General features: G+C 72.8%; 13 protein-coding genes. 7 read left to right on the forward strand and 6 right to left on the reverse strand.

Features of this window, described 5'->3' with window-relative positions:
• On the reverse strand, positions 1-3,513 hold the full coding sequence (locus tag OJ962_RS08210) for a methionine synthase (RefSeq protein ID WP_202955802.1): 3,513 nt from the start codon (positions 3,511-3,513) through the stop codon (positions 1-3).
• A 110-nt stretch (positions 3,514-3,623) separates the two neighbouring features.
• Between OJ962_RS08210 and OJ962_RS08215 the strand changes: the two genes are divergently transcribed.
• Both OJ962_RS08215 and OJ962_RS08220 read left to right on the forward strand, forming a co-directional pair.
• Complete coding sequence (locus OJ962_RS08215) at positions 3,624-5,684, forward strand: amidohydrolase family protein (RefSeq protein ID WP_202955803.1); 2,061 nt, start codon at positions 3,624-3,626, stop codon at positions 5,682-5,684.
• A 103-nt stretch (positions 5,685-5,787) separates the two neighbouring features.
• Entirely contained in the window at positions 5,788-6,753 is a 966-nt protein-coding gene (locus OJ962_RS08220) for a dienelactone hydrolase family protein (RefSeq protein WP_202955804.1), read from the forward strand.
• A 73-nt stretch (positions 6,754-6,826) separates the two neighbouring features.
• Here the strand turns inward: OJ962_RS08220 and OJ962_RS08225 are convergent, their stop codons facing one another.
• Both OJ962_RS08225 and OJ962_RS08230 read right to left on the reverse strand, forming a co-directional pair.
• Positions 6,827-7,930: a carboxylate-amine ligase gene (locus OJ962_RS08225; protein ID WP_202955805.1), complete on the reverse strand. Its 1,104-nt coding sequence runs from the start codon at positions 7,928-7,930 to the stop codon at positions 6,827-6,829.
• On the reverse strand, positions 7,927-8,688 hold the full coding sequence (locus OJ962_RS08230; protein WP_202955806.1) for an NAD-dependent epimerase/dehydratase family protein: 762 nt from the start codon (positions 8,686-8,688) through the stop codon (positions 7,927-7,929). The genes OJ962_RS08225 and OJ962_RS08230 overlap by 4 nt, the downstream gene beginning before the upstream one ends.
• An 89-nt stretch (positions 8,689-8,777) precedes the next feature.
• On the opposite strand from OJ962_RS08230, the gene OJ962_RS08235 reads away from it, so the two are divergent.
• Genes OJ962_RS08235 through OJ962_RS08245 form a run of 3 tightly spaced genes read left to right on the forward strand, consistent with a single transcriptional unit; the run spans position 8,778 to position 11,709 of the window.
• On the forward strand, positions 8,778-9,896 hold the full coding sequence (locus OJ962_RS08235; RefSeq protein ID WP_202955807.1) for a PspC domain-containing protein: 1,119 nt from the start codon (positions 8,778-8,780) through the stop codon (positions 9,894-9,896).
• Positions 9,893-11,083, forward strand: a complete 1,191-nt coding sequence (locus tag OJ962_RS08240) for a sensor histidine kinase (RefSeq protein ID WP_202955808.1) — start codon at positions 9,893-9,895, stop codon at positions 11,081-11,083. Before OJ962_RS08235 ends, OJ962_RS08240 begins: the two co-directional genes overlap by 4 nt.
• Positions 11,080-11,709: a response regulator gene (locus OJ962_RS08245; RefSeq protein WP_202955809.1), complete on the forward strand. Its 630-nt coding sequence runs from the start codon at positions 11,080-11,082 to the stop codon at positions 11,707-11,709. The genes OJ962_RS08240 and OJ962_RS08245 overlap by 4 nt, the downstream gene beginning before the upstream one ends.
• A 252-nt stretch (positions 11,710-11,961) precedes the next feature.
• Here the strand turns inward: OJ962_RS08245 and OJ962_RS08250 are convergent, their stop codons facing one another.
• Positions 11,962-14,580, reverse strand: a complete 2,619-nt coding sequence (locus tag OJ962_RS08250) for a helix-turn-helix transcriptional regulator (protein ID WP_322101329.1) — start codon at positions 14,578-14,580, stop codon at positions 11,962-11,964.
• A gap of 38 nt (positions 14,581-14,618) precedes the next feature.
• Here OJ962_RS08250 and OJ962_RS08255 point away from each other — a divergent pair, with 38 nt between their 5' ends.
• Positions 14,619-17,234 carry a helix-turn-helix transcriptional regulator gene (locus OJ962_RS08255; RefSeq protein WP_202955811.1) on the forward strand — a complete coding sequence of 872 codons (2,616 nt, stop codon included), beginning with the start codon at positions 14,619-14,621 and terminating at the stop codon, positions 17,232-17,234.
• Here the strand turns inward: OJ962_RS08255 and OJ962_RS08260 are convergent.
• The gene (locus tag OJ962_RS08260) at positions 17,206-18,051 is read right to left on the reverse strand and encodes a YihY/virulence factor BrkB family protein (RefSeq protein ID WP_202955812.1); all 846 of its coding nucleotides are present in this window, start codon (positions 18,049-18,051) and stop codon (positions 17,206-17,208) included. The two genes, OJ962_RS08255 and OJ962_RS08260, sit on opposite strands and share 29 nt — an antisense overlap.
• Positions 18,052-18,134: 83 nt before the next feature.
• Here OJ962_RS08260 and OJ962_RS08265 point away from each other — a divergent pair, with 83 nt between their 5' ends.
• A complete protein-coding gene (locus tag OJ962_RS08265) occupies positions 18,135-18,428 on the forward strand; it encodes a hypothetical protein (RefSeq protein ID WP_202955813.1) in 294 nt (97 codons plus the stop codon).
• Positions 18,429-18,445: 17 nt separating this feature from the next.
• Here the strand turns inward: OJ962_RS08265 and OJ962_RS08270 are convergent, their stop codons facing one another.
• Positions 18,446-18,829, reverse strand: coding sequence for a DUF2750 domain-containing protein (locus OJ962_RS08270; RefSeq protein ID WP_202955814.1), 384 nt, complete (start codon positions 18,827-18,829; stop codon positions 18,446-18,448).
• Between the last annotated feature and the right edge of the window lie 32 nt (positions 18,830-18,861).

The following is an 18,861-nucleotide window of genomic DNA, read 5'->3' on the forward strand; positions in this document are numbered from 1 at the left end:
TCAGCTCGTCAGGGCCTCGCTGTCCGCGAACGTGGAGGGGTCGCGCGGGGTGCCGCGGATGACGTCGTCGGGCGAGCCGTCCACGAGCAGGCGGCCGTTGCGCATGCCGTAGTAGGTCGCCTGCGGGTGGTGGGCGACGATCGCGAGCGTCGACTGCTCCGGGATCGGCGCGTAGCCGTCGGAGATCGTCATGCCGATCTGCTCCAGGCCCAGCAGCTGCTCGACCTTGAGGTGCTCGGACTGGTCCGGCACGGCCGGGTAGCCCCACGAGTAGCGGCGGCCCTGGGTGACCGGGATGCTGAGGTCGTTGCGCACGCGCCAGTGCAGCCACTCGGCCAGGCCCTCGGCCGTCTGGACGCCGAGGCCGTGGACGAACAGCTGCTCGGCGAACTCGCCCTCGGCCTCGAGCTTGGCCATCAGCTCGGTGACCTCGTCGCCGACCGTCACGGCCTGCACGGCCACCACGTCCAGCTCGCCGCTGTCCTTGGGCCGGTAGAAGTCGGCCAGGCACAGGCGGTCGTTCTTGGGCTGTCGCGGGCAGGTGAAGCGGGTGAGCACCGTCTCGCGATCGGACGGGTCCAGGACGACGATGTCATTGCCCTCGGAGTAGCACGGGAAGTAGCCGAGCAGCGCGCGCGGGTGCAGGTAGTCGGCGCTCGCCCACATGCGTTCCAGGCGCGGGCGGAAGTCCTCGTTGAGGAGCTTCTTCCACTCCTCGCCCTTCACGCCGCGCCCGCCCCAGTGGAGCTTGAACAGCACGTGCGTGTCGAGCTGGGTGTAGAGCTCCTCCATGTCGACCTCGATCTCGCGCACGCCCCAGAACGGCGGCGTCGGGACCGGGACGTCGGTGCGGACGGCCGAGCGGACGGAGTCGTCGCTGGTGTCCAGGACCTCTTCTTCCTCGCCCGTCTCGCGCAGCTTGGCGCCGGCGGCGAGGACCTCCTGCACGAGCGCCTCGCGCTTGTCGCCTTCGATCAGGCGGTCCATGACCGCCAGGCCCTCGAACGCGTCCTGGCAGTAGAAGACGCCCGGGCCGTAGACCGTGTCGTCCTCCTTGCCGTTCGGGTACAGCGCGCGCAGCGCGAACTTGCGGTTGATCGCGGCGCCGCCGAGCAGGACCGGGTACTCGAGCCCCTGTGAGTGCAGCTCCTGCACGGCCAGCGGCATCTGCTTGGACGTGGACACCAGCAGCGCGCTCAGCCCGATGGCGGTCGCGTCGTGCTCCTTGGCCGCGTCCAGGATCGTCTGGATCGGCACCTGCTTGCCGAGGTCGATGACCGTGTAGCCGTTGTTGGTGAGGATCGTGTTCACCAGCGACTTGCCGATGTCGTGCACGTCGCCGAACACGGTCGCGAGCACGACCGTGCCCTTCGTGTAGCCCTCGAGCTTGTCGAGGTACTGCTCGAGCTGCGCGACGGCGCGCTTCATCACCTCGGCGCTCTGGAGCACGAACGGCAGGATCAGCTCGCCCGCCCCGAACTTGTCGCCGACCTCCTTCATGGCCGGCAGCAGCACGTCGTTGAGCGTCGGGACGGCGCCGATCTTCTCGACGGACTTGTCGATCTGCGCCTCGACGCCTTCCTTCTTGCGCCGCAGGATGTGCCAGTGCAGCGCCGCCTCCGGCTCCATCTCGGCGGTCGGATCGGCCTTGTCGGCCTCGGCCTCCGGGCCCTTGGACTCGAAGTGCGCGATGAAGCGCTCGAGCGCGTCCTCACGGCGGTTGAAGACGAGGTCGTCGGCCAGCTCGCGCTCGACGTCCGGGATCTCGCTGTAGGGCGTGATGTGGTTCGGGTTGACCATCGCCAGGTCGAGCCCGGCTTCCACGCAGTGCGACAGGAACACGCTGTTGAGCACCGAGCGGGCGGCGAGCCCGATGCCGAACGACACGTTCGAGACGCCCAGCGACGTCTTGACGCCCGGCAGCTCCTGCTTGATGAGCCGGATGCCCTCGATCGTCTCGACCGCGGACGGCTTCCACTCCTCGTCACCCGTGGTGAGCGTGAACGTGAGCGCGTCGAAGATCAGCAGCTCGGGGTCCATCCCGTGCTGGTTGCAGACCAGGTCGGTGATGCGGCGCGCGATCTCGAGCTTGCGCTCGCGCGTCTTGGCCATGCCGACCTCGTCGATGGTGAGCGCGATCAGCGCCGCGCCGTGCTCCATCGCGATCGGGACGACCGTGTTGAGCTTGTCCTCGCCGGCCTCGAGGTTGACCGAGTTGACGATCGCGCGGCCCGGGATCTGGTCCAGCGCGGTGGCGATGACCTCGGGCTCGGTCGAGTCCACCTGGATCGGCGCGGGCTGCGTGAGCGACACCTTCTTGGCCACGAGCCGCATCTGCTCGTCCTCGTCGGTGCGCTCGGTGAGCGCCACGCACAGGTCGAGCACGTGCGCGCCGCCCTCGACCTGGTCCTCGGCGACCTGCAGCAGGCCGTCGTAGTCGTCGGCGAGCAGCAGCTCCTTGGCCTTGCGCGAGCCCTGCGAGTTCACGCGCTCGCCGACGATCGTCGGGGCCGGCTCCTGCACGAGCGGCGCGGCGGCGATCATCGAGGACACGTGCGGCGTGCGCGGGGAGGGGCGCTCGCTGATCGGGTGCGACGCGCAGCGCTCGGCGATCGCGCGGATGTGCTCGGGCGTGGTGCCGCAGCAGCCGCCGACGATGCTCACGCCGTAGCGCTCGACGAACTCGCCCAGGCTCTCGGCCAGCGGGCCGGGCTGCTCCGGGAAGACGGTCTCGCCGTCCGGGCCCTGGTGCGGGATGCCGGCGTTCGGGATGCAGTGCACCGGGACGGGGGAGTGCTCGCCGAGGAAGCGGATCGCGTCGCGCATGTCCTCGGGGCCGGTGGAGCAGTTGAGGCCGATGACGTCGACCTTCAGGGCCTCCAGCGTCGTGAGCGCGGCGTTGACGTCCGTGCCCAGCAGCATCTTGCCGCCGTTGGGCAGCAGTGACACCGACGCCTGGATCGGCACCTTGCGGCCGGCGTCCTTGAACGCCTCGCGGATGCCGAAGATCGAGGCCTTGACCTCGAGGATGTCCTGCGCGGTCTCGACGATCAGCAGATCCACGCCGCCCTGCAGCAGGCCGGCGGCCTGCTCGCGGAAGATCGCGACCAGCTCGCGGAAACGGATCTGGCCGAGGCTCGGCTCCTCGGACGCGGGGAGGAACCCCGTCGGGCCGATCGAGCCGGCCACGAAGCGGTCCTCGCCGACGGCCTTGCGCGCGATCTGCGCCGCCTTGACGTTGATCTCGGTCGTGTACTCCGCCAGGCCCCACTCCTCGAGCTTGAGCCGCGACGCCTGGAAGGTGTCGGTCTCCACGACCTCCGCGCCCGCCTCGACCATCGACGCGTGCACGCCCTCGATGACGTCCGGCCGGTTGAGGATCAGCGCCTCGTGGCAGCGCCCGGGGAGCTTGTAGTCGTGCTCGAGCGAGAGGTCGAACTGCTCGAGCGTCGCGCCCATACCGCCATCGAAGACGATGACGCGGTCACGAGTGGCGGCAAGGAAATCGCGCATTGCCGCAACAGGCTAGCGAACCTTGACACAAGTTTGGCAAGGTTGGACGACTACGCCGCCTAGGTCTCATCTGATACACAGTCGCCAAGGGGACCAACAAGGGGGGAACCATGGGATACCGAGGGCGCGCGCTCGTCGCCGCCGTCGCTGTTTCGTGCGCGCTGCCGGTCGCGGCGGGCGCGCAGAGCACCACGCCGCCGCGCGGGCCGGACGAGGGCAAGGGCCCGTTCACCAAGCTCGTGATCCGCGGTGTGAACGTCATCGACGGGTCGGGCGGGACCGTGCAGGGGCCGCGTGACATCGTCATCCAGGGCAACCGGATCACCGAGATCCGCTCGGCCGGGACGCCCGGGCTGCCGATGCAGCCCAACCGGCCGCCGCGCGACTTCGACCACGAGATCGACGCGACCGGCATGTGGGTGATGCCGGGCCTCGTCGACGAGCACGTGCACGCCGAGCAGGGCGGCACGCCGCTCACCTACGCCTACAAGCTGTGGCTCGCGCACGGTGTGACCACGGTGCGCGGCGTCCAGCTCACCGGCAACGCCGCCGCGGTGCGCGACAAGGCCGCGTCCGAGGCGAACACGATCGTCGCGCCGCGCATCATCAACTACCAGCGCCCGGGCGCCGCGTGGCCCAACGGCTCGCCCAACACCCCCGAGAAGGCGCGCGAGTGGGTGCGCTGGGCGTCCGTCAACGGCATCGACGGCGTCAAGTTCGCCGGCACCGGCGTCGACCAGGACAAGCGAATCCTGGCCGCGATGATCGACGAGGCGAAGAAGCTGGGCCTCGGCACGACGATGCACCACTCGCCGCCGGTCTATCCGGAGGTCAACGCGGTCGAGACCGGGCGCATGGGGCTCGGCACCGTCACGCACTTCTACGGGCACTTCGAGTCGATCCTCAAGAGCGGCCGCGTGCACCCGTTCCCGGACGACTACAACTACGCCGACGAGCAGTCGCGCTGGCGCCACGTGGCGAAGGTGATCGACTACACGTTCGAGCCGGGCTCGCCCGAGTGGTGGGCCTACCTGCGCGAGCAGAAGGCCAACAACGTGACCTTCGGTCCGACCATGAGCGTGTACGAGGCCGGACGTGATCTCATGCGCGCGCGCACGCAGGAGTGGCACCGCACGTACGCGATGCCGTCGATCTGGAAGTTCTGGGAGCCCAACCGCGAGAACCACGGCTCCTTCTACTACGACTGGACGACCGCGGACGAGGTGAGCTGGAAGCGCTTCATCCATCGCTACATGCAGCTCGTCAACGACTACAAGTCGATCGGCGGGCGCGTCGCCGCCGGCACCGACGCGGGCTTCATCTACTCGCTGTACGGCTTCGCCGCGATCCGCGAGCTCGAGCTCATGCAGGAGGCGGGCTTCACCGCGCACGAGGCGATCAACGCCTACACGCGCCAGGCCGCGCGCACGCTGATGGAGCCGAAGGGGATCACCGACCCCGAGTTCGGCATGGTCCGCGTCGGCCAGATCGCCGACCTGATCATCGCGCCGGAGAACCCGCTCGCGAACTTCAAGACGCTCTACGGCACCGGCACCTCCCGCCTCAACGACGCGACCGGCAAGATCGAGCGCGTCGGAGGCATCCGCTACACGATCCGCAACGGTGTCGTCTACGAGCCGCGCGAGCTGCTCGCCGACGTCGCCGAGATGGTGCAGACGCAGAAGGCCGCGGGCGGCTGCGCGGGCATCGACCTCGACTGGAGCGCCGCCGGGCCGTGCGGCGGCCCCGGCCCGACGACGCCGCCGATCCCGACGCCGGAGCCCACGCCGACGGTCGTCGCCGGCCCGCCCGGTCCTCCCGGCCCCGTGGGGCCCGCGGGTCCGCAAGGGCCCAAGGGCGACAAGGGCGACACGCCGAACGTGCGCGTCACCTGTGACCTCTCCGCCGACGGGCGCTCGATCACCTGCTCGATCACGGCCGTCCCGCCGACGACCGGGGCCAGGCTCAAGGGCGCGGTGCGCGTGCAGAACACCAAGCGCACCGTCACCCGCTCGGGCACCGGGTCGGTGAAGGTCAAGTTCAAGGCGGCGAAGAAGCTGCGCCGCTCGCACAAGCTCGTGGTCAACGTGACGTCGGGCAAGGCGGCCAAGCAGTTCACCGTGCGCGTGGGCAAGGCGGCCACGGGCGCGCTGGTCGTCAAGAAGTCGTGACATGCGCGGCGGCGCGCCAACCGGCGCGCCGCCGCAGGTCCTCATGCGTATCCCATCTGGCAACCTCACGTGAGGTTGGTCAAACGTTCTGTGGGAGGGTCGGATGACGGATCTTGAGCGGTATCTCGCGGAAGAGATCGCCGAGGACCACGTCGACGGGATCATCACCCGTCGCGAGGCGCTGCGGCGGCTCGGGCTGATGGGCGTCACGGCCACGGCGGCGACGGCGATGATCGCGGCCGAGGTCGAGGCGCGCGAGCGCGGCAAGAACACGAGCGGCGGCGATCACGGCCACGGTGGTGGGCACGGCCGGCCTGACCGCCGCAAGACGGACTGGGCGCCGGCGGCCACGACGCCGATCACGTTCCCGGGACCGAACGGCGTGGTGCTGCAGGCGGCGTGGGCGGCGCCGGCACCGGGCACGCGGATCAAGGGCGGCGTGCTCGTGATCCACGAGAACCGCGGCCTGACCGACCACATCCGCAACGTGGCCGGGCGCTTCGCCGCCAACGGCTTCGCGGCGCTCGCGCTCGACCTGCTCTCGCATGAAGGCGGGACCGCCGCGCTGGCCGACGACGCGGCGCGCATGGCCGCGCTGGCCGCGGTGTCGCAGGCGAACCCGGCGCGCTTCGACAACGATATGAAGGCCGCGATCAGCGAGCTCGGCAAGCGCCTCGGGCGCCACACGCCGCTCAACGCCATCGGCTTCTGCTTCGGCGGCGGCATGGTCTGGCGGCTGCTGGCGGCCAAGGAGACGCGCCTGGCCGCGGCCGCGCCGTTCTACGGCCCGTTCCCGACCGGCGGCGACCTGCGCGGCATCCGGGCCGACGTGCTCGGCGTGTACGCGGGCAACGACGAACGCGTGAACGCGACGCGCGACGCGGCCCAGGCCGCGCTCGAGGCCGCGCGCGTGGACTACGAGATCCTTACGTTCACCGAGGCCGCGCACGCGTTCTTCAACGACACCGGCGGGTTCCCGCCGACCGGCCGCTTCAACGCCGCCGCCGCCGAGGAGGCGTGGCGGCGCGTGAACGACTGGTTCGGCGACCATCGCAAGTCCCGCGACTGACCCAAGTTGTGGCCGGGCCGTGTGCGCGGGTTCGCACGGCCCGGCCGCGTCGAAGGCGGTGACGGTCGACGGGCTACGGCTGCGCGCGCCCGCTCGACGCGTCCGAGATCGCGGCGCTGGTGTACGCGTCCGCGAGGTAGGCGGCGGCGTCCTCCACGCCCACGGCCCGGGTGCGGATGGCGCCGTTGGCCTCTAGCAGGGCCTCGGTCGCGGGGTGCAGCTCGGGAAGGCGGGAGCGGATGAGCTCGCGCACCGGGACGCGCTCGCCGGTCTCGAGGTCGGCGAACGTGGCGTCCACGCCGTCGCGCATCGCGGCCCAGCGGTTCTCGTCGATCCGCCACGAGTCGTGCACGGGCAGCGGCTCGCCCGCGTCGAAGCGCGCGGCCAGCGCGTGCATGAGGTCGTGGGCGAAGGCGGCCACGCCGTGCACGTCCGTGATGCTCGACTGGGCGTCGGGAGCGCGCAGCTCCAGCGTGCCGTAGGTCGCGTGCAGGCGCAGCTCGAACCACCAGCGGCGCGCGTCCGGGATCGTGTCCGAGGCCTGGCCCCAGCGCAGCGCGTCCGCGAACCAGTCCCAGCTCGGGATCGCGGGCGGGACGCCCTGGCGCTGCAGGTAGACGGCGATCGACGGCCGCACGGAGGCGAGGCCGGTGTCGCGGCCCACGTGGAACGGGGCGTTGGCGGCCAGCGCGGACAGCTCGGGCAGGTACGAGCGCAGCGCGTTGTAGACGGCGAGCGTGCGGTCCGCGCCGCCGAGCGAGACGTGCAGGTGCAGGCCGCAGACGAGCTGGCGGCGCGCGCGGTCGCCGTACTCGTCGAGCGTGCGGCGGTAGCGCGCGTCGTCGGTGACGACGCCGTACTCGGCGGTCGTGGGATGCACGCCGGCCGTCATCAGCCGCCCGAACGGCTCCGCGGCGCGCGCGAGGTCGGCGCGGGCGGCGGCGAGCGCGTCCACGGCGGAGGTGACGTCCGGCAGCGGCGGCGTGATGATCTCCAGTTGCGCGGCGGGCAGCTCGAGCTTGAAGCGCGCGTCGCCGTCCAGGCTCTCGACGAGCTCCCGCGCGCGAGGCAGGAGATCGAGCGTCTCGGGATCGAGCAGGAACAGCTCCTCCTCGATGCCGATCCCGAGCGCGTCCGGCGCGTCGAAGCGCGCGCGCAGCTCGTCGCCGGCGATCACGTCGCCCAGCCGCCGTGGTCGCGCTCGGTGTTCGGGCCGCCCTGGCGGGTGAAGCGGCTCGGCGGCAGCGGCGCGAACGTCTCCGCGTCGTCCTGCGGGACGAACCCGATCTCCGTGTCGGCCGGCCACCAGCGGCGCGTGTTGGCGGAGGCGCCGTAGACGATCGCGAACTCGACGTCGGCGGTGAGCGCCGCCTGGAACAACCGGATGCCGTCCGCGTGCGAGAGCCACGTCGACAACTCGCGCTCCTCCTGCGGCTGTGCCTTGAAGGACCCGATGCGCAGGCATACGGCCCGCATGCCGAAGCGGGTCACGTACATGCGCGCGAGCGCTTCCCCGAACACCTTGGACGCGCCGTAGAGGCCATCGGGCCAGGGGGCGACGGTTCCGTCGAGCGGCTCACCGACCGGGTACATGCCGGTCGCGTGGTTCGAGGACGCGTAGACGATCCGGTCGACGTCGGCGCGTCGCGCGGCCTCGAAGACGTGATAGGCGCCGTGGAGGTTCGGACCCGCGATGACGTCGAACGGCGCCTCGTTCGGAACGGCGCCGAGGTGGACGACGGCGGTCACGCCTTCGACCGCCCGCTGGACCGCCTCGAAGTCGGTCAGGTCGGCCCGCACGAACGTCTCGTTGCCGGCGAGGTCGTCGATCTCCACCACGTCGGTGAGCCGCAGCTCCCGCAGCCCTTCCCGCAACGCCGGCCGCAGCACGGTCCCGATGGCGCCCGCCGCGCCCGTGATGAGCACACGCTCCATGCCTCGCACGCTATCCGGGAAATCCCGGACGTACTCTCCGGGCGATCACGACTGGCGCTCGCTCCGACCGCGGCACACAATGCTCAGCGATGGATGAAGCACTTCCCACACCGCTCGTGCGTCACCGCCGCGGCCGCTGGCTCGGCGGCGTCTGCTCGGGCCTCGCGGCGCGCTGGACGGTTCCGGTCGCGCGCGTGCGCCTCGGCTTCGCCGTCGCGGGCCTCATGTTCGGCCTGGGCGTGATGGTGTACATCGCCGCGTGGCTCATCCTGCCCGGGGAGAGCGAGGACGGCGTCACGCCCGGCCAGCGCGGCATCGTGCTGCTGGCCCAGGCGGGCGGCGCGCTGATCGCCCTCGCGACGCTCGCCGGGCTCGGCACGGCCGCCACGATCTTCGGCTTCGGCTGGGTGATCGTCGCGCTCGCGGGCGCGATCCTCGTCGGCGTGCTGGCGGGATGGAGCAGGCTCGGACCCGCGTGGGCGTTGCTGCCGATCGGCGCGCTCGTGCTGCCCAGCGCGGCGCTCGCGATCGGTGGCGTCGAAGTGGACCCGAGCGCGGATTCGGTCACCGTGGAGCCGCGGACCTCCGCCGAGCTCGGCACCTACAAGAGCGGTCTCGGCCTGCTTACGCTCGACCTGCGCCGGACCACGTTCCCCGCGAGCGGGCGCGTCGAGATGCGGGTCGAAGCAGGTCTACGGCGCACGCTCGTCGCGCTTCCGCATGACCGGTGCGTGCACGTCGAGGTCCAGCAGCGCAACCCGCCGCTCGCGCTGCGGGCGGGCGCCGTCCTGCTCGGCGAGGGCAACCTGGCCTCGCCGACCCCGATCGTGTTCGGCCAGTACGGCGCACGGTCGGACCTGGAGGCCGCGCACCGCAACGGCCGGGCGACGCCGCGGGTGGGGCCCACGCTCGTCATCGACTACTCGACCATGGGCGGCGAGCTCATCGTGCGCGACTATCCGAACAGCGTGTCCCCGCGCTCGTACCCGGATTGGCCGGGTTACGAGGTCTACCCGGAGGAGCGGCCGGACACGACGGGACTGTCGGACGAGGGGGCGCGGCGGGTGATCGACGAGTGGACTTCGCGGCGCACGGAACAGGTGGCGGACCAGGCGCGGATCGAGCGCCTCATGTCCGGCCCGTGCGCGGAGGCGCCGGTCGCGGAACCGCGGGCCAAACGCAAGCCGAAGAAGCGGAAGTCCCGATGAGCGTCATCGCCGATCCCGCCGGTCGCATCACCGCGCTCGCGGGCGCCCTGCTCGTCGCCGCGCTCGCGGTCGCACTGGGCGACGCGGGCGACACGCTGCCGCTCGCGCTGCTCGGCGCGGGCACGGTGCTCGGCTTGTTCGTCCTCGCCCCGCGGGCGCTCGCCGGCGTGCGCCGGCACCCGGCGCTGCTCGTCGGCGCGCTCGTGGCCGGGGCGCCGTTCGCGCTGCTGATCTTCTTCGGGTACTTCGCCGACGGGCGCGTCCTGTGGGCGCTGCCCGACGCCCTGATGGCCCTGACGCCGCTGGCGATCATCGCGTTGGCGGCGCTCGGCGGGTTGATCCTGATCGCCGATGACCTGCGCGCGCGCTTCGGGCTCGCGCAGCGCGGCCTGACCCCGTGGCAGCGGCTCACGGGAACCAACGACGTGCCGATGCCCGCCCCTTGGCGCGCGCTCGGCGGACTTGCACTGGTGGCCCTGGCTGCGTTCCTCGGCCTGGCGTACATCGGTGCGAGCAGCAGCGGGCTCTTGTCCCTGGCCCTGCTGCTCGTGCTGGGCGGCGGCGCGGCGGCCCTCATCGCCGTGCCCCTCCTCATCGCGGGGCTGGCCCGCTCGGACCGCGCGCGTCTGACCACCGCGCGCGAGGACGAGCGCCGCCGCGTCGCCGCCCACCTGCACGACTCCGTCCTCCAGACCCTCGCGCTGGTCCAGCGCCAGGCGCACGATCCCGCCGCCGTGCAGCGGCTCGCGCGCCGGCAGGAGCACGAGCTGCGCGCGTGGATGGCCGGCGAGGTCGAGCTCGGCACCGAGACACTCGGCGCCGCGCTGCGCAAGGCGGTCGCCGAGGTCGAGGACGACCATGATGCGACCGTGGAGTTGACGATCCTGGGCGAGCGGCCGCTGGACCGCGAGACGGAGGCGCTGGCCGCCGCGGCGCGCGAGGCGCTGCGCAACGCCGCGCGGCATGCCGGCTCGCCGATCTTCGTGTTCGCCCAGGTCTCGCCCGACGGCGCGGAGGTGTTCGTGCGCGACGAAGGCCCTGGATTCGAGCTCGCGACCGTCCCGACCGAGCGGCGCGGCGTGCGCGACTCGATCATCGGGCGGATGCGGGCCGTCGGCGGGAGCGCGGAGATCGACTCCTCGCCGGAAGGCACCGAGGTCGCGCTGCGGATCGGGGTGACGGGATGAGGATCGTCGTCGTCGACGACCATCACCTGTTCCGCGCGGGCGTGCGCGCGGAGCTCGCGCCGCACCACGAGGTCGTGGGCGAGGCCGCGACGCCCGCGCGGGCCCTGGCCGTGATCGCCGAGACGCAGCCGGACGTCGTCCTACTCGACGTCCACCTGCCCGAGGGCGGCGGCGTGTCGGTGCTCGAGGCGCTGCCGCGCGAGGGTACGCCCAAGGTGCTCGCGTTGAGCGTGTCGGACGCCGCCGAGGACGTCGTGCCGATGATCCGCGCGGGGGCGCTCGGCTACGTCACCAAGACGATCGACACGAGCGAGCTGCTGGACGCGATCAGCACCGTCGCGGCGGGCGAGGCGTGCTTCTCGCCGCGGCTGGCGGCGTTCGTGCTGCAGGCGTTCTCCGCGCCGGCGCCGGAGAAGAACGAGCTGGAGTCACTCACGCCGCGCGAGCGCGAGGTCCTGCATCACCTCGCGCGCGGGTACGCGTACAAGCGGATCGCGCAGCGGCTCGGCATCAGCGACCGCACCGTCGAGACCCACGTGGGCAACGTCCTGCGCAAGCTGCAGCTCTCCTCGCGCCACGAGGTCTCCCACTGGGCGGCACAGCGCGGGCTCGTAAACGGCGATTAACGGCGACCGGCCCCGCTCGGGAGAAGGCGGGGCCGTGCCGGGGTTATTGAGGGGAGGGTGAGCCCGATGAGAGGGGGGTTGTTGTCGGGCTCACTCACTTCATCGGACGCTCGGCGTCGGAGCTTGAGCCCTCTTTTCGCGTTTCCGACAATCGTTCAGTAACGACGTCTGGACCGGGCCGGTGGGCGACAAGAACCGCGCCAAGGCCAGCAATCGCGGCCTTCCCAGCTCGATCACATCTTCGTGTACTGATCAGGGGCGCAGCCGGCTGAGCTCGCGACGGTCGTTGACGCCGAGCTTGGTCATCGCCCGGTACAGGTGCGATTCGACGGTCCGCACCGACAGCACCAGGCGCTCGGCGATCTCCTTGCTGGTCAGGCCCTCCGCCGCGAGCTCGACGAGCTGGTGCTCGCGCGGTGTGAGGGCCACGTCGCCGAGCCCTTCCAGCCGTGGCGGCTCGGTGCCGTGGCCCGGAGCGTGGAGGGTGGCCGCACGGGCGGCGGCCCGTCGCGCCCCGTCCACCGCGCCCACGCGCAGCAGGGCGCGGCCGGCGTCCACGCACGCGAGCATCGCGGCGCGCTGCGCGCCGACCCCTTCAAAGCAGTCGACAGCGGCGAGCAGCCGTTCCGGGTCGTCGTCGGCGCGGCCGCGGGCGTGTGCGGCGTATCCCTCCACGAGCGGCGCGTCGCAGTGCTCGCGCAGGGCCTCGAGCGTGGCGGCCGCGGGCGCGGCGTCGGCGCCCACGAGCAGCGCGTCGTGCGTGAACTGGGCCGCCCACAGCGGCACGTGCGCCACCGCGCCGGCGGCTTCGGCGAGCAGCGTGCGGGCGTCTTCCCGATCGCCTTCGGCGTCGGCGATCGCGGCCTGCGCGCAGGCGAAGAACGGGGCGTCGCGCGCGAGCCCGGCGCGGCTCTCGAATGTCACGCGCAAGCGCTCGAGCGCGAGACGCGCCGTGTCCACGTCCCCGGCGCCGGCCTCGGCCTTCACGCGCATCACCAGCGCGATGGGCAGCATGTCGACGGCATCGTGGCGGCCGAGGTGGAGCTCGGACTCGGTCAGCCAGCGCCCGGCGTCGACGAACCGGCCGGCGGCCAGCGCGATCGTGCCCAAGCCGAACGCGGCCAGCCCGGCCCCGGCGTGGTCGTCCGCTCGTACGGCCTCGACCAGCGCGTCCGGCAGCTCCGCGGAGAGCTCATCCCACTGATAGCCGCACTGCACCGCCGATGAGACCCAGACCGCGAACGCGACCTCGTCGCTGAAGTCGCGCAGCGGCAGCCGCGGCCGCCGGCGGCGCGCCCACGCGTAGGCCGCGCGCGTGCGGCCGGAGTACAGGAGGTCGCGACCGTGGAACGGCGCGATCTGGCGGCGCGTGGCCTCGTCGAGCTCGGGGTCCTCCAGCGCGGCCGCCGACGCCTCGGCCATGCGGGCGTAGTCGCCGTCCAGCGCGTTCACGTGCATGCGCACGAACACCAGCCGGCGCCGCCATTCCGGCTCGGGCCACCAGGTCTCGGCGCGTTCGAGCAAGGCGGGGAGCTCGTCGTGGCGCTGCAGCCCCCAGAACAGCACGATCACGCGCTGCTGGAGGTACTCGAGGGTCTCGTCCTGGTCGGAGAGCCGGCCTTCGAGCGGCGCGAGCACGGCCTCGGCGGACGCGAAGCGGCGGGCGTCGATGTGAGCTCGCGCGAGCGCGAGCGCGGCGCGGGGGGAGGCGCCCGCGGAGAGCGCCAGCTCCGCCAGCCGGACCGCGAACGCGGGGTCGCCGGCCGCGTTGGCCGCGCGCGCCGCGTCCGTCAGCAGCTCCGGCTCGACGGGCTCGCCGGCGTCCAACAGCCAGCGCGCGAGCTTGAGCGCGTCGCGGCCGCGCAGCGGGGCGCGCGCCCGCAGCGTGCCGGCCAGCCGCACGCGCAGCTCGTGGCCGCGCAGATGCGGCAGCGTCGCGCGGATCACCTCGCCGTAGAGCGGGTGCGCGAGCCGGACCGGGTCACCGTCGGCGTCCGCGATCACGACCAGCCCGTCGCGCTCAGCCTCGATCAGCGCGGCTTCCCCGGCGATCTCGATCATGTCGGCGAGCGCCAGCGGCTCGCCGAGCGCGAGCGTCTGCAACGCGCGCAGCGCGTCGTCGCCGAGGCCCGCGATGCGGTCGTTGACGAGCTCGGTCAGCGAGCGGCTGAGCGGCGGGTGCTCAGGGAGCCGCCAGAGTCCGTCGCGCGCCGCCAGCGCGCCCCCCTCGAGCGCGCCGACGAGCAGCTCGCGGATGTAGAGCACGTTGCCGTGGCTGCTCTCGAACAGCCAGCGCTTGGCGGCCTGCTCGACCGGCCCGTCGAGCACGGCCTCGATCAGTGCGCCGGTCTCGGCCTCGTCCAGCGTGCCGAGCTCCACGCGGTGCGCCCCCGCGTCCTTCCACAGCGCCGCGATCGCGTCCGGAACCGGCTCGCCCGAGCGCAGCGTCGCCAGCACGAACACGGTCCGGGTGGTGACCAGCTGGAGCACGAGCGCGGCGGACGCGGGGTCGAGCAGCTGGGCATCGTCGACCCCGAGCACGATCGGCCGGTCGCCTGCGCGCTCGCGCAGGCCGTCGGCGGTCGAGCGCATCACGTCCAGCGGGCTCGTCGACCGGGTCTCCGCACCCAGCAGGCCCGTGAGCGCGCCGAGCGGCACCGCGGCTGCGCTGCGCGTCGCCTGCACCCACTCCACGTGCGCGCCGGCCGCCGCGGCGGCGGCCAGCGCCTCGCGCGCCAGCCGCGACTTGCCGATGCCCGCTTCGCCGCTCACCACCACCCCCGGCGCGGCGCCGCGCAGCCGGTTCAACCGGTTAAGCTCGCCCGTCCGGCCCACAAGCGGCCATTGCGTGGATGACAACCGGTGGGGCACCTCTTTCGCAACGGTACCGGCACCGTTAGGGTCGCGGCATGCCGGACTCCACCGCTCCGCCTCAGAGCTGGCCGTTCGTGGCCCGCGAGGCCGAGCTCGAGCACATCGCCCGGGCGCGCACGCTCGAGCGCGCGCGGGGGGTGACGGTGCACGCGGGCGCCGGCGTGGGCAAGTCTCGGCTCGCCCGCGAGGCGCTGGCGGCGGCCGACCTGGACGGCGCGCTGACGATCTGGGTGCAGGCGACCCGCAGCGCCGCCACGCTGCCGCTCGGCGCGTTCGCCCCCGTCCTCCCGTCCGAGGTGCGGTCCGACGACCGGCTCGCGCTGCTGCGCGGTGCGACCGAAGCCCTGCGCGCTCACAGTGCGGGGCGGCCGCTCGTCCTCGGCGTCGACGACGCGCACCTGCTGGACCCCGCCTCGGCCGCGCTGCTGCTGAACCTGCAGCTCACCACCACGGCGTTCGTCATCACGACCGTGCGCACCGGCGAGCCCGTCCCGGACGCGGTCACCGCGCTCTGGAAGGACGGGGCGGCGCTGCGGCTGGACCTCGAGCCGCTGACCGAAGAGGCGACCGAGCGGCTCGTCGAGGCGGCGCTCGGGGGCCCGGTCGAGCGGCGCACGCTCGGCTGGGCGTGGGCGCGCAGCCGCGGCAACCCGCTCTACCTGCACCAGATCGTCTCGGGGTGGCTGGAGGAGGGCGCGTTCACGTTCGCCGACGGCCTGTGGACGCTCGCGCAGCGGCCGGTGCCGAGCCAGCCCCTGCTCGAGCTCGTGTCCGAGCGCCTGAACGGGCTGGACCGTGAGCAGCGGCTCGCGATGGAGCTGCTCGCCCTCGGCGAGCCGCTCGGGCTGGCCGAGGTGATGCGCCTGGTGGACCCGGAGGCGCTGATCGCGCTCGAGACGCAGGGGCTGGTGACGGCGTCGGCGCGCGAGTTCTGGCTGGCGCATCCGCTCTACGGCGAGATGCTGCGTGCGGCGCTGCCGGTCACGCTCGCGCGCTCGCTGCGGCTGCGGCTGGCCGCGGCGGTGGCCGGGCGCGCGACCCGGACGGCCGACGATGCGCTGCGGGTCGCGCGCTGGCAGCTCGACGCGGGCGCCGAGGTGGAGCCGGAGCTCGCGCTCGTGGCCGCGCGCGCCGCAAGTCGCTCGGCCGATCCCGCGCTGGCCGCGGAGCTTGCGCAGCGGGCGCGTGACGGAGGCGCGGGCAGCGCGGCCGGGCTCATTCTCGCGCGGGCCCACGCGTTCCAGAAGCGCTACGCGGAGGCCGAGGCCGTGCTCGCGGGCCTCGAGGGCGAGCTGGACTCCGAGGACGTCGCCTACGACTACGTGCAGCAGCGCGCGTCGGTGCTGTTCTGGAACCTTGACCGGGCGGCGGACGCGGTCGCGCTGATCGAGCGGGCGCGCGGCTGGTGGGCGGCGACCACGTGGGAAGCCCGGATCGAGCCGCTGCGGCTGCAGTTCATGGCGCTCGCGAGCCGCCCGGGGACGGTGTCCGCGCTCGCGGAGGAGATCCGCGGGCTGCCGACGCTCACGGTCGCCGCCCGCAACTGGGTCGAGCGCACGCTCGCCGCCGACTACCTGTACGCGGGCCGGGTACGGGAGGCGCAGGCGCTGATCGAGCCGCTGCGGCCGGAGCTGCCGCTGCGCGACGAGTACGACACGCTCGCGCTCGCGACGTGGGTGATCGCCGGCACGGTCTCAGGGATCTCGCTCGCGACCACGGTGCTGACGGCGGAGGAGCAGTTCACGCTCGCCGTGGCCGCCAACGACCATGCGGCGGCAGGGATGTGCGCTGTCGCCGCGGGCGAGCTGGCGCTGATGGGCGGGCGGTTCGCCGACGCCCGCCGCTGGCTGGCGGAGGCGGCGACCCACTTCGAGCGCCAGGACCCGTTCGGGAGCATCCTGGCGGTGCGTGCGTTCCAGATCGCGGTCGCGCTCGGTACGGGGGCGGTCGAGGCGGCGGCGGACGCGGCGCTGCGGCTGGAGGTTGCCGCCGACGCGCTGCCGCTGACCGATCCGCTGCGCCCGTATCTCGCGCTGGGCCAGGCCTGGGCGCTCGTGGCGCGCGGGGATGCACTGCGCGCCCAGCGGCATCTGCTCGAGCAGGCCGCGGAGCTGGAGTGGATGCCGGTGTACGCCTGCCGGCTCGCCTACGAGGCGTTACGGCTCGGCACGCACGGACGCGAACCGTGCCTGGCACTGGTCGCGCTGTCCGAGCGCTGCGACGCGCCGCTCACCGAGGGGTACGCCGCGCACGCGGCCGCGCTCGCCCGGCGCGACGGGGCCGCGCTGCTGGACGCGGCCGAGCGGCTCGCGGCGCTCGGCGCACTGCGCTATGCGGCCGAGTGCGCCGGGCACGCCGCCGACGCGCACGTCGCTGCCGGCCGGCACGACTCCGCCCGTCGCGCCGCCGCCCGCTGCCGCGAGCTTCAGCCCGACGGCCACGGCGCGCCGCCGATCGTGATCGCGGGTCTCGACGACACGCCCTCGGGCTTGACGCCGCGGGAACTGCAGATGACCACGCTGGCGGGGCGCGGGATGTCCAACGCGGAGATCGCCGACCGGCTCGTGCTCTCGATCCGCACGGTCGAGACGCACCTGTACCGTGCGATGCAGAAGCTCGGCGTCAGCGATCGTCGTCAGCTGGGGGCTTAGGGACCCGCGACCACTCCGACGCGTACTCGGCGCCGAAGACGAGGATCAGCGACACCGCGTAGATGAAGATCAGCAGCGCCATCAGCGCGCCGAGCGACCCGTACAGCGCGCCGAAGTCGGCCAGGTGCTCGAAGTAGAGCTCCAGCGCGCCGCGGGTGAGACTGATCAGCAGCGCGGCGACGACGGCCCCGGGCCAGATCTCGCGCGTCTTCGGTCGCGGGCTCGGCAGCACGCGGTACAGGAACAGCACGACGAGCACGCTGAATATGAACGGCAGCGCGTCGCCGACCAGGTCGAGGATCCAGCCCGTGTCCTCGAGGTCGTCGGCGGTCTCGCGCGTGGCGCTGATGCTCAGGCAGAAGACCACGAACGCGGCCGAGCCGAGCACGAGCGAGAGGTCCAGCAGCTTGCGGCGGACGATCGGCGGGCGCGTGTGGATGTCCCACGCCTCGTTGATCGCGTGCCGCAGCGCGCCCATCACGCCGCTCGCGGCCACGATCAGCAGCACGATGCTGATGGGCCCGAGCTGGCCCGTGTTGTCCAGCGCGTCGTCGACCGTGCGCTCCAGCCGTCCCCGGTCGGACTCCTGCGAGAGCGGCACGTTGTCGAAGATCACGCGCACGACCCGCTCGCGGATCTCCTCATCGTCGAAGAACAGCCCGAACCCGCCGACGAGCAGCATCGCGAGCGGCACGAACGACAGCGTCGCGAAGAACGCGATCTGGGCGGCGTCGCGGTGCCCGCGGTCGTCCACGAACTCCAGGCACGCGCGCTTGAGCGCGAACAGGCTCTTGTCGAGGATCCGCCGTGCGCTCACCGCGAGCCGTCATCCCCGCACATGCGTCGACTCAGTCACCGGTTGTCTCAGCGCGACGACACCGCGCTCCGATGCAGTGCGTGATGGCTCTCAACGTGAACGGCGCGAGCCTCGCGCCGGCCCGCTACACGCCGCCGACGCCGCCGCCGGTGAACGAGCTCACCGCGCGCGACATGGCCGCCGCCACCCGCCTCGGGCTGCAGGCCGTGCCGGTCCGCAACACCGACCCGGTCACGGGTCCGGCCAAGCGCGAGAAACGCGGAGAGACCAACGACGAGAAGCGCGCCGCCGAGGATGCCGACCGGCTGGACATGCTGCGCCTGATGGCGTTCAAGCGCGACATCGCGTCCGTCCTCTCCGACCGGGACCGCACCTAGCCCGACGTCCACAGCGTTCAGTGCTGCTCGAGCACCTGCCGGAGCTCGTCCGGCGGGACGGTCACGTGCCGCTGCGTCTCGGCCGAATGCAGGATCGCGATGATGTGCCCCTGCTCCTCGGCCTCCGGCAGCGTCGCCTCGAGGAAGTTGTCGAGCTCGACGAAGTGCGGCTCGTAGTCGGCCCAGTTGCGCACCCGGCACGCCTCGGCGTAGCGTTGATGCGGCCACACGGCGAGCGCGGGCCGGTCGCTCTCGATCATGGCGAGCTCGTGCGGAGGCTTCGCCAGCACCCACACCTGGCCCCAGTCGGCGACCTTGCCGACGAAGTAGTCGAACGTGCGCTCCATGCACTCGGCGAGCACGGAGTTCATCTCCTCGTCGGTGAGCTCCCAGGTGTCCATGGCCGCCGCGTGCCCGCACGCGGCGGCCTGGA

The organism is Solirubrobacter deserti (assembly GCF_027587175.1).
In the GTDB taxonomy this organism is placed as follows: Bacteria; Actinomycetota; Thermoleophilia; order Solirubrobacterales; family Solirubrobacteraceae; genus Solirubrobacter; species Solirubrobacter deserti.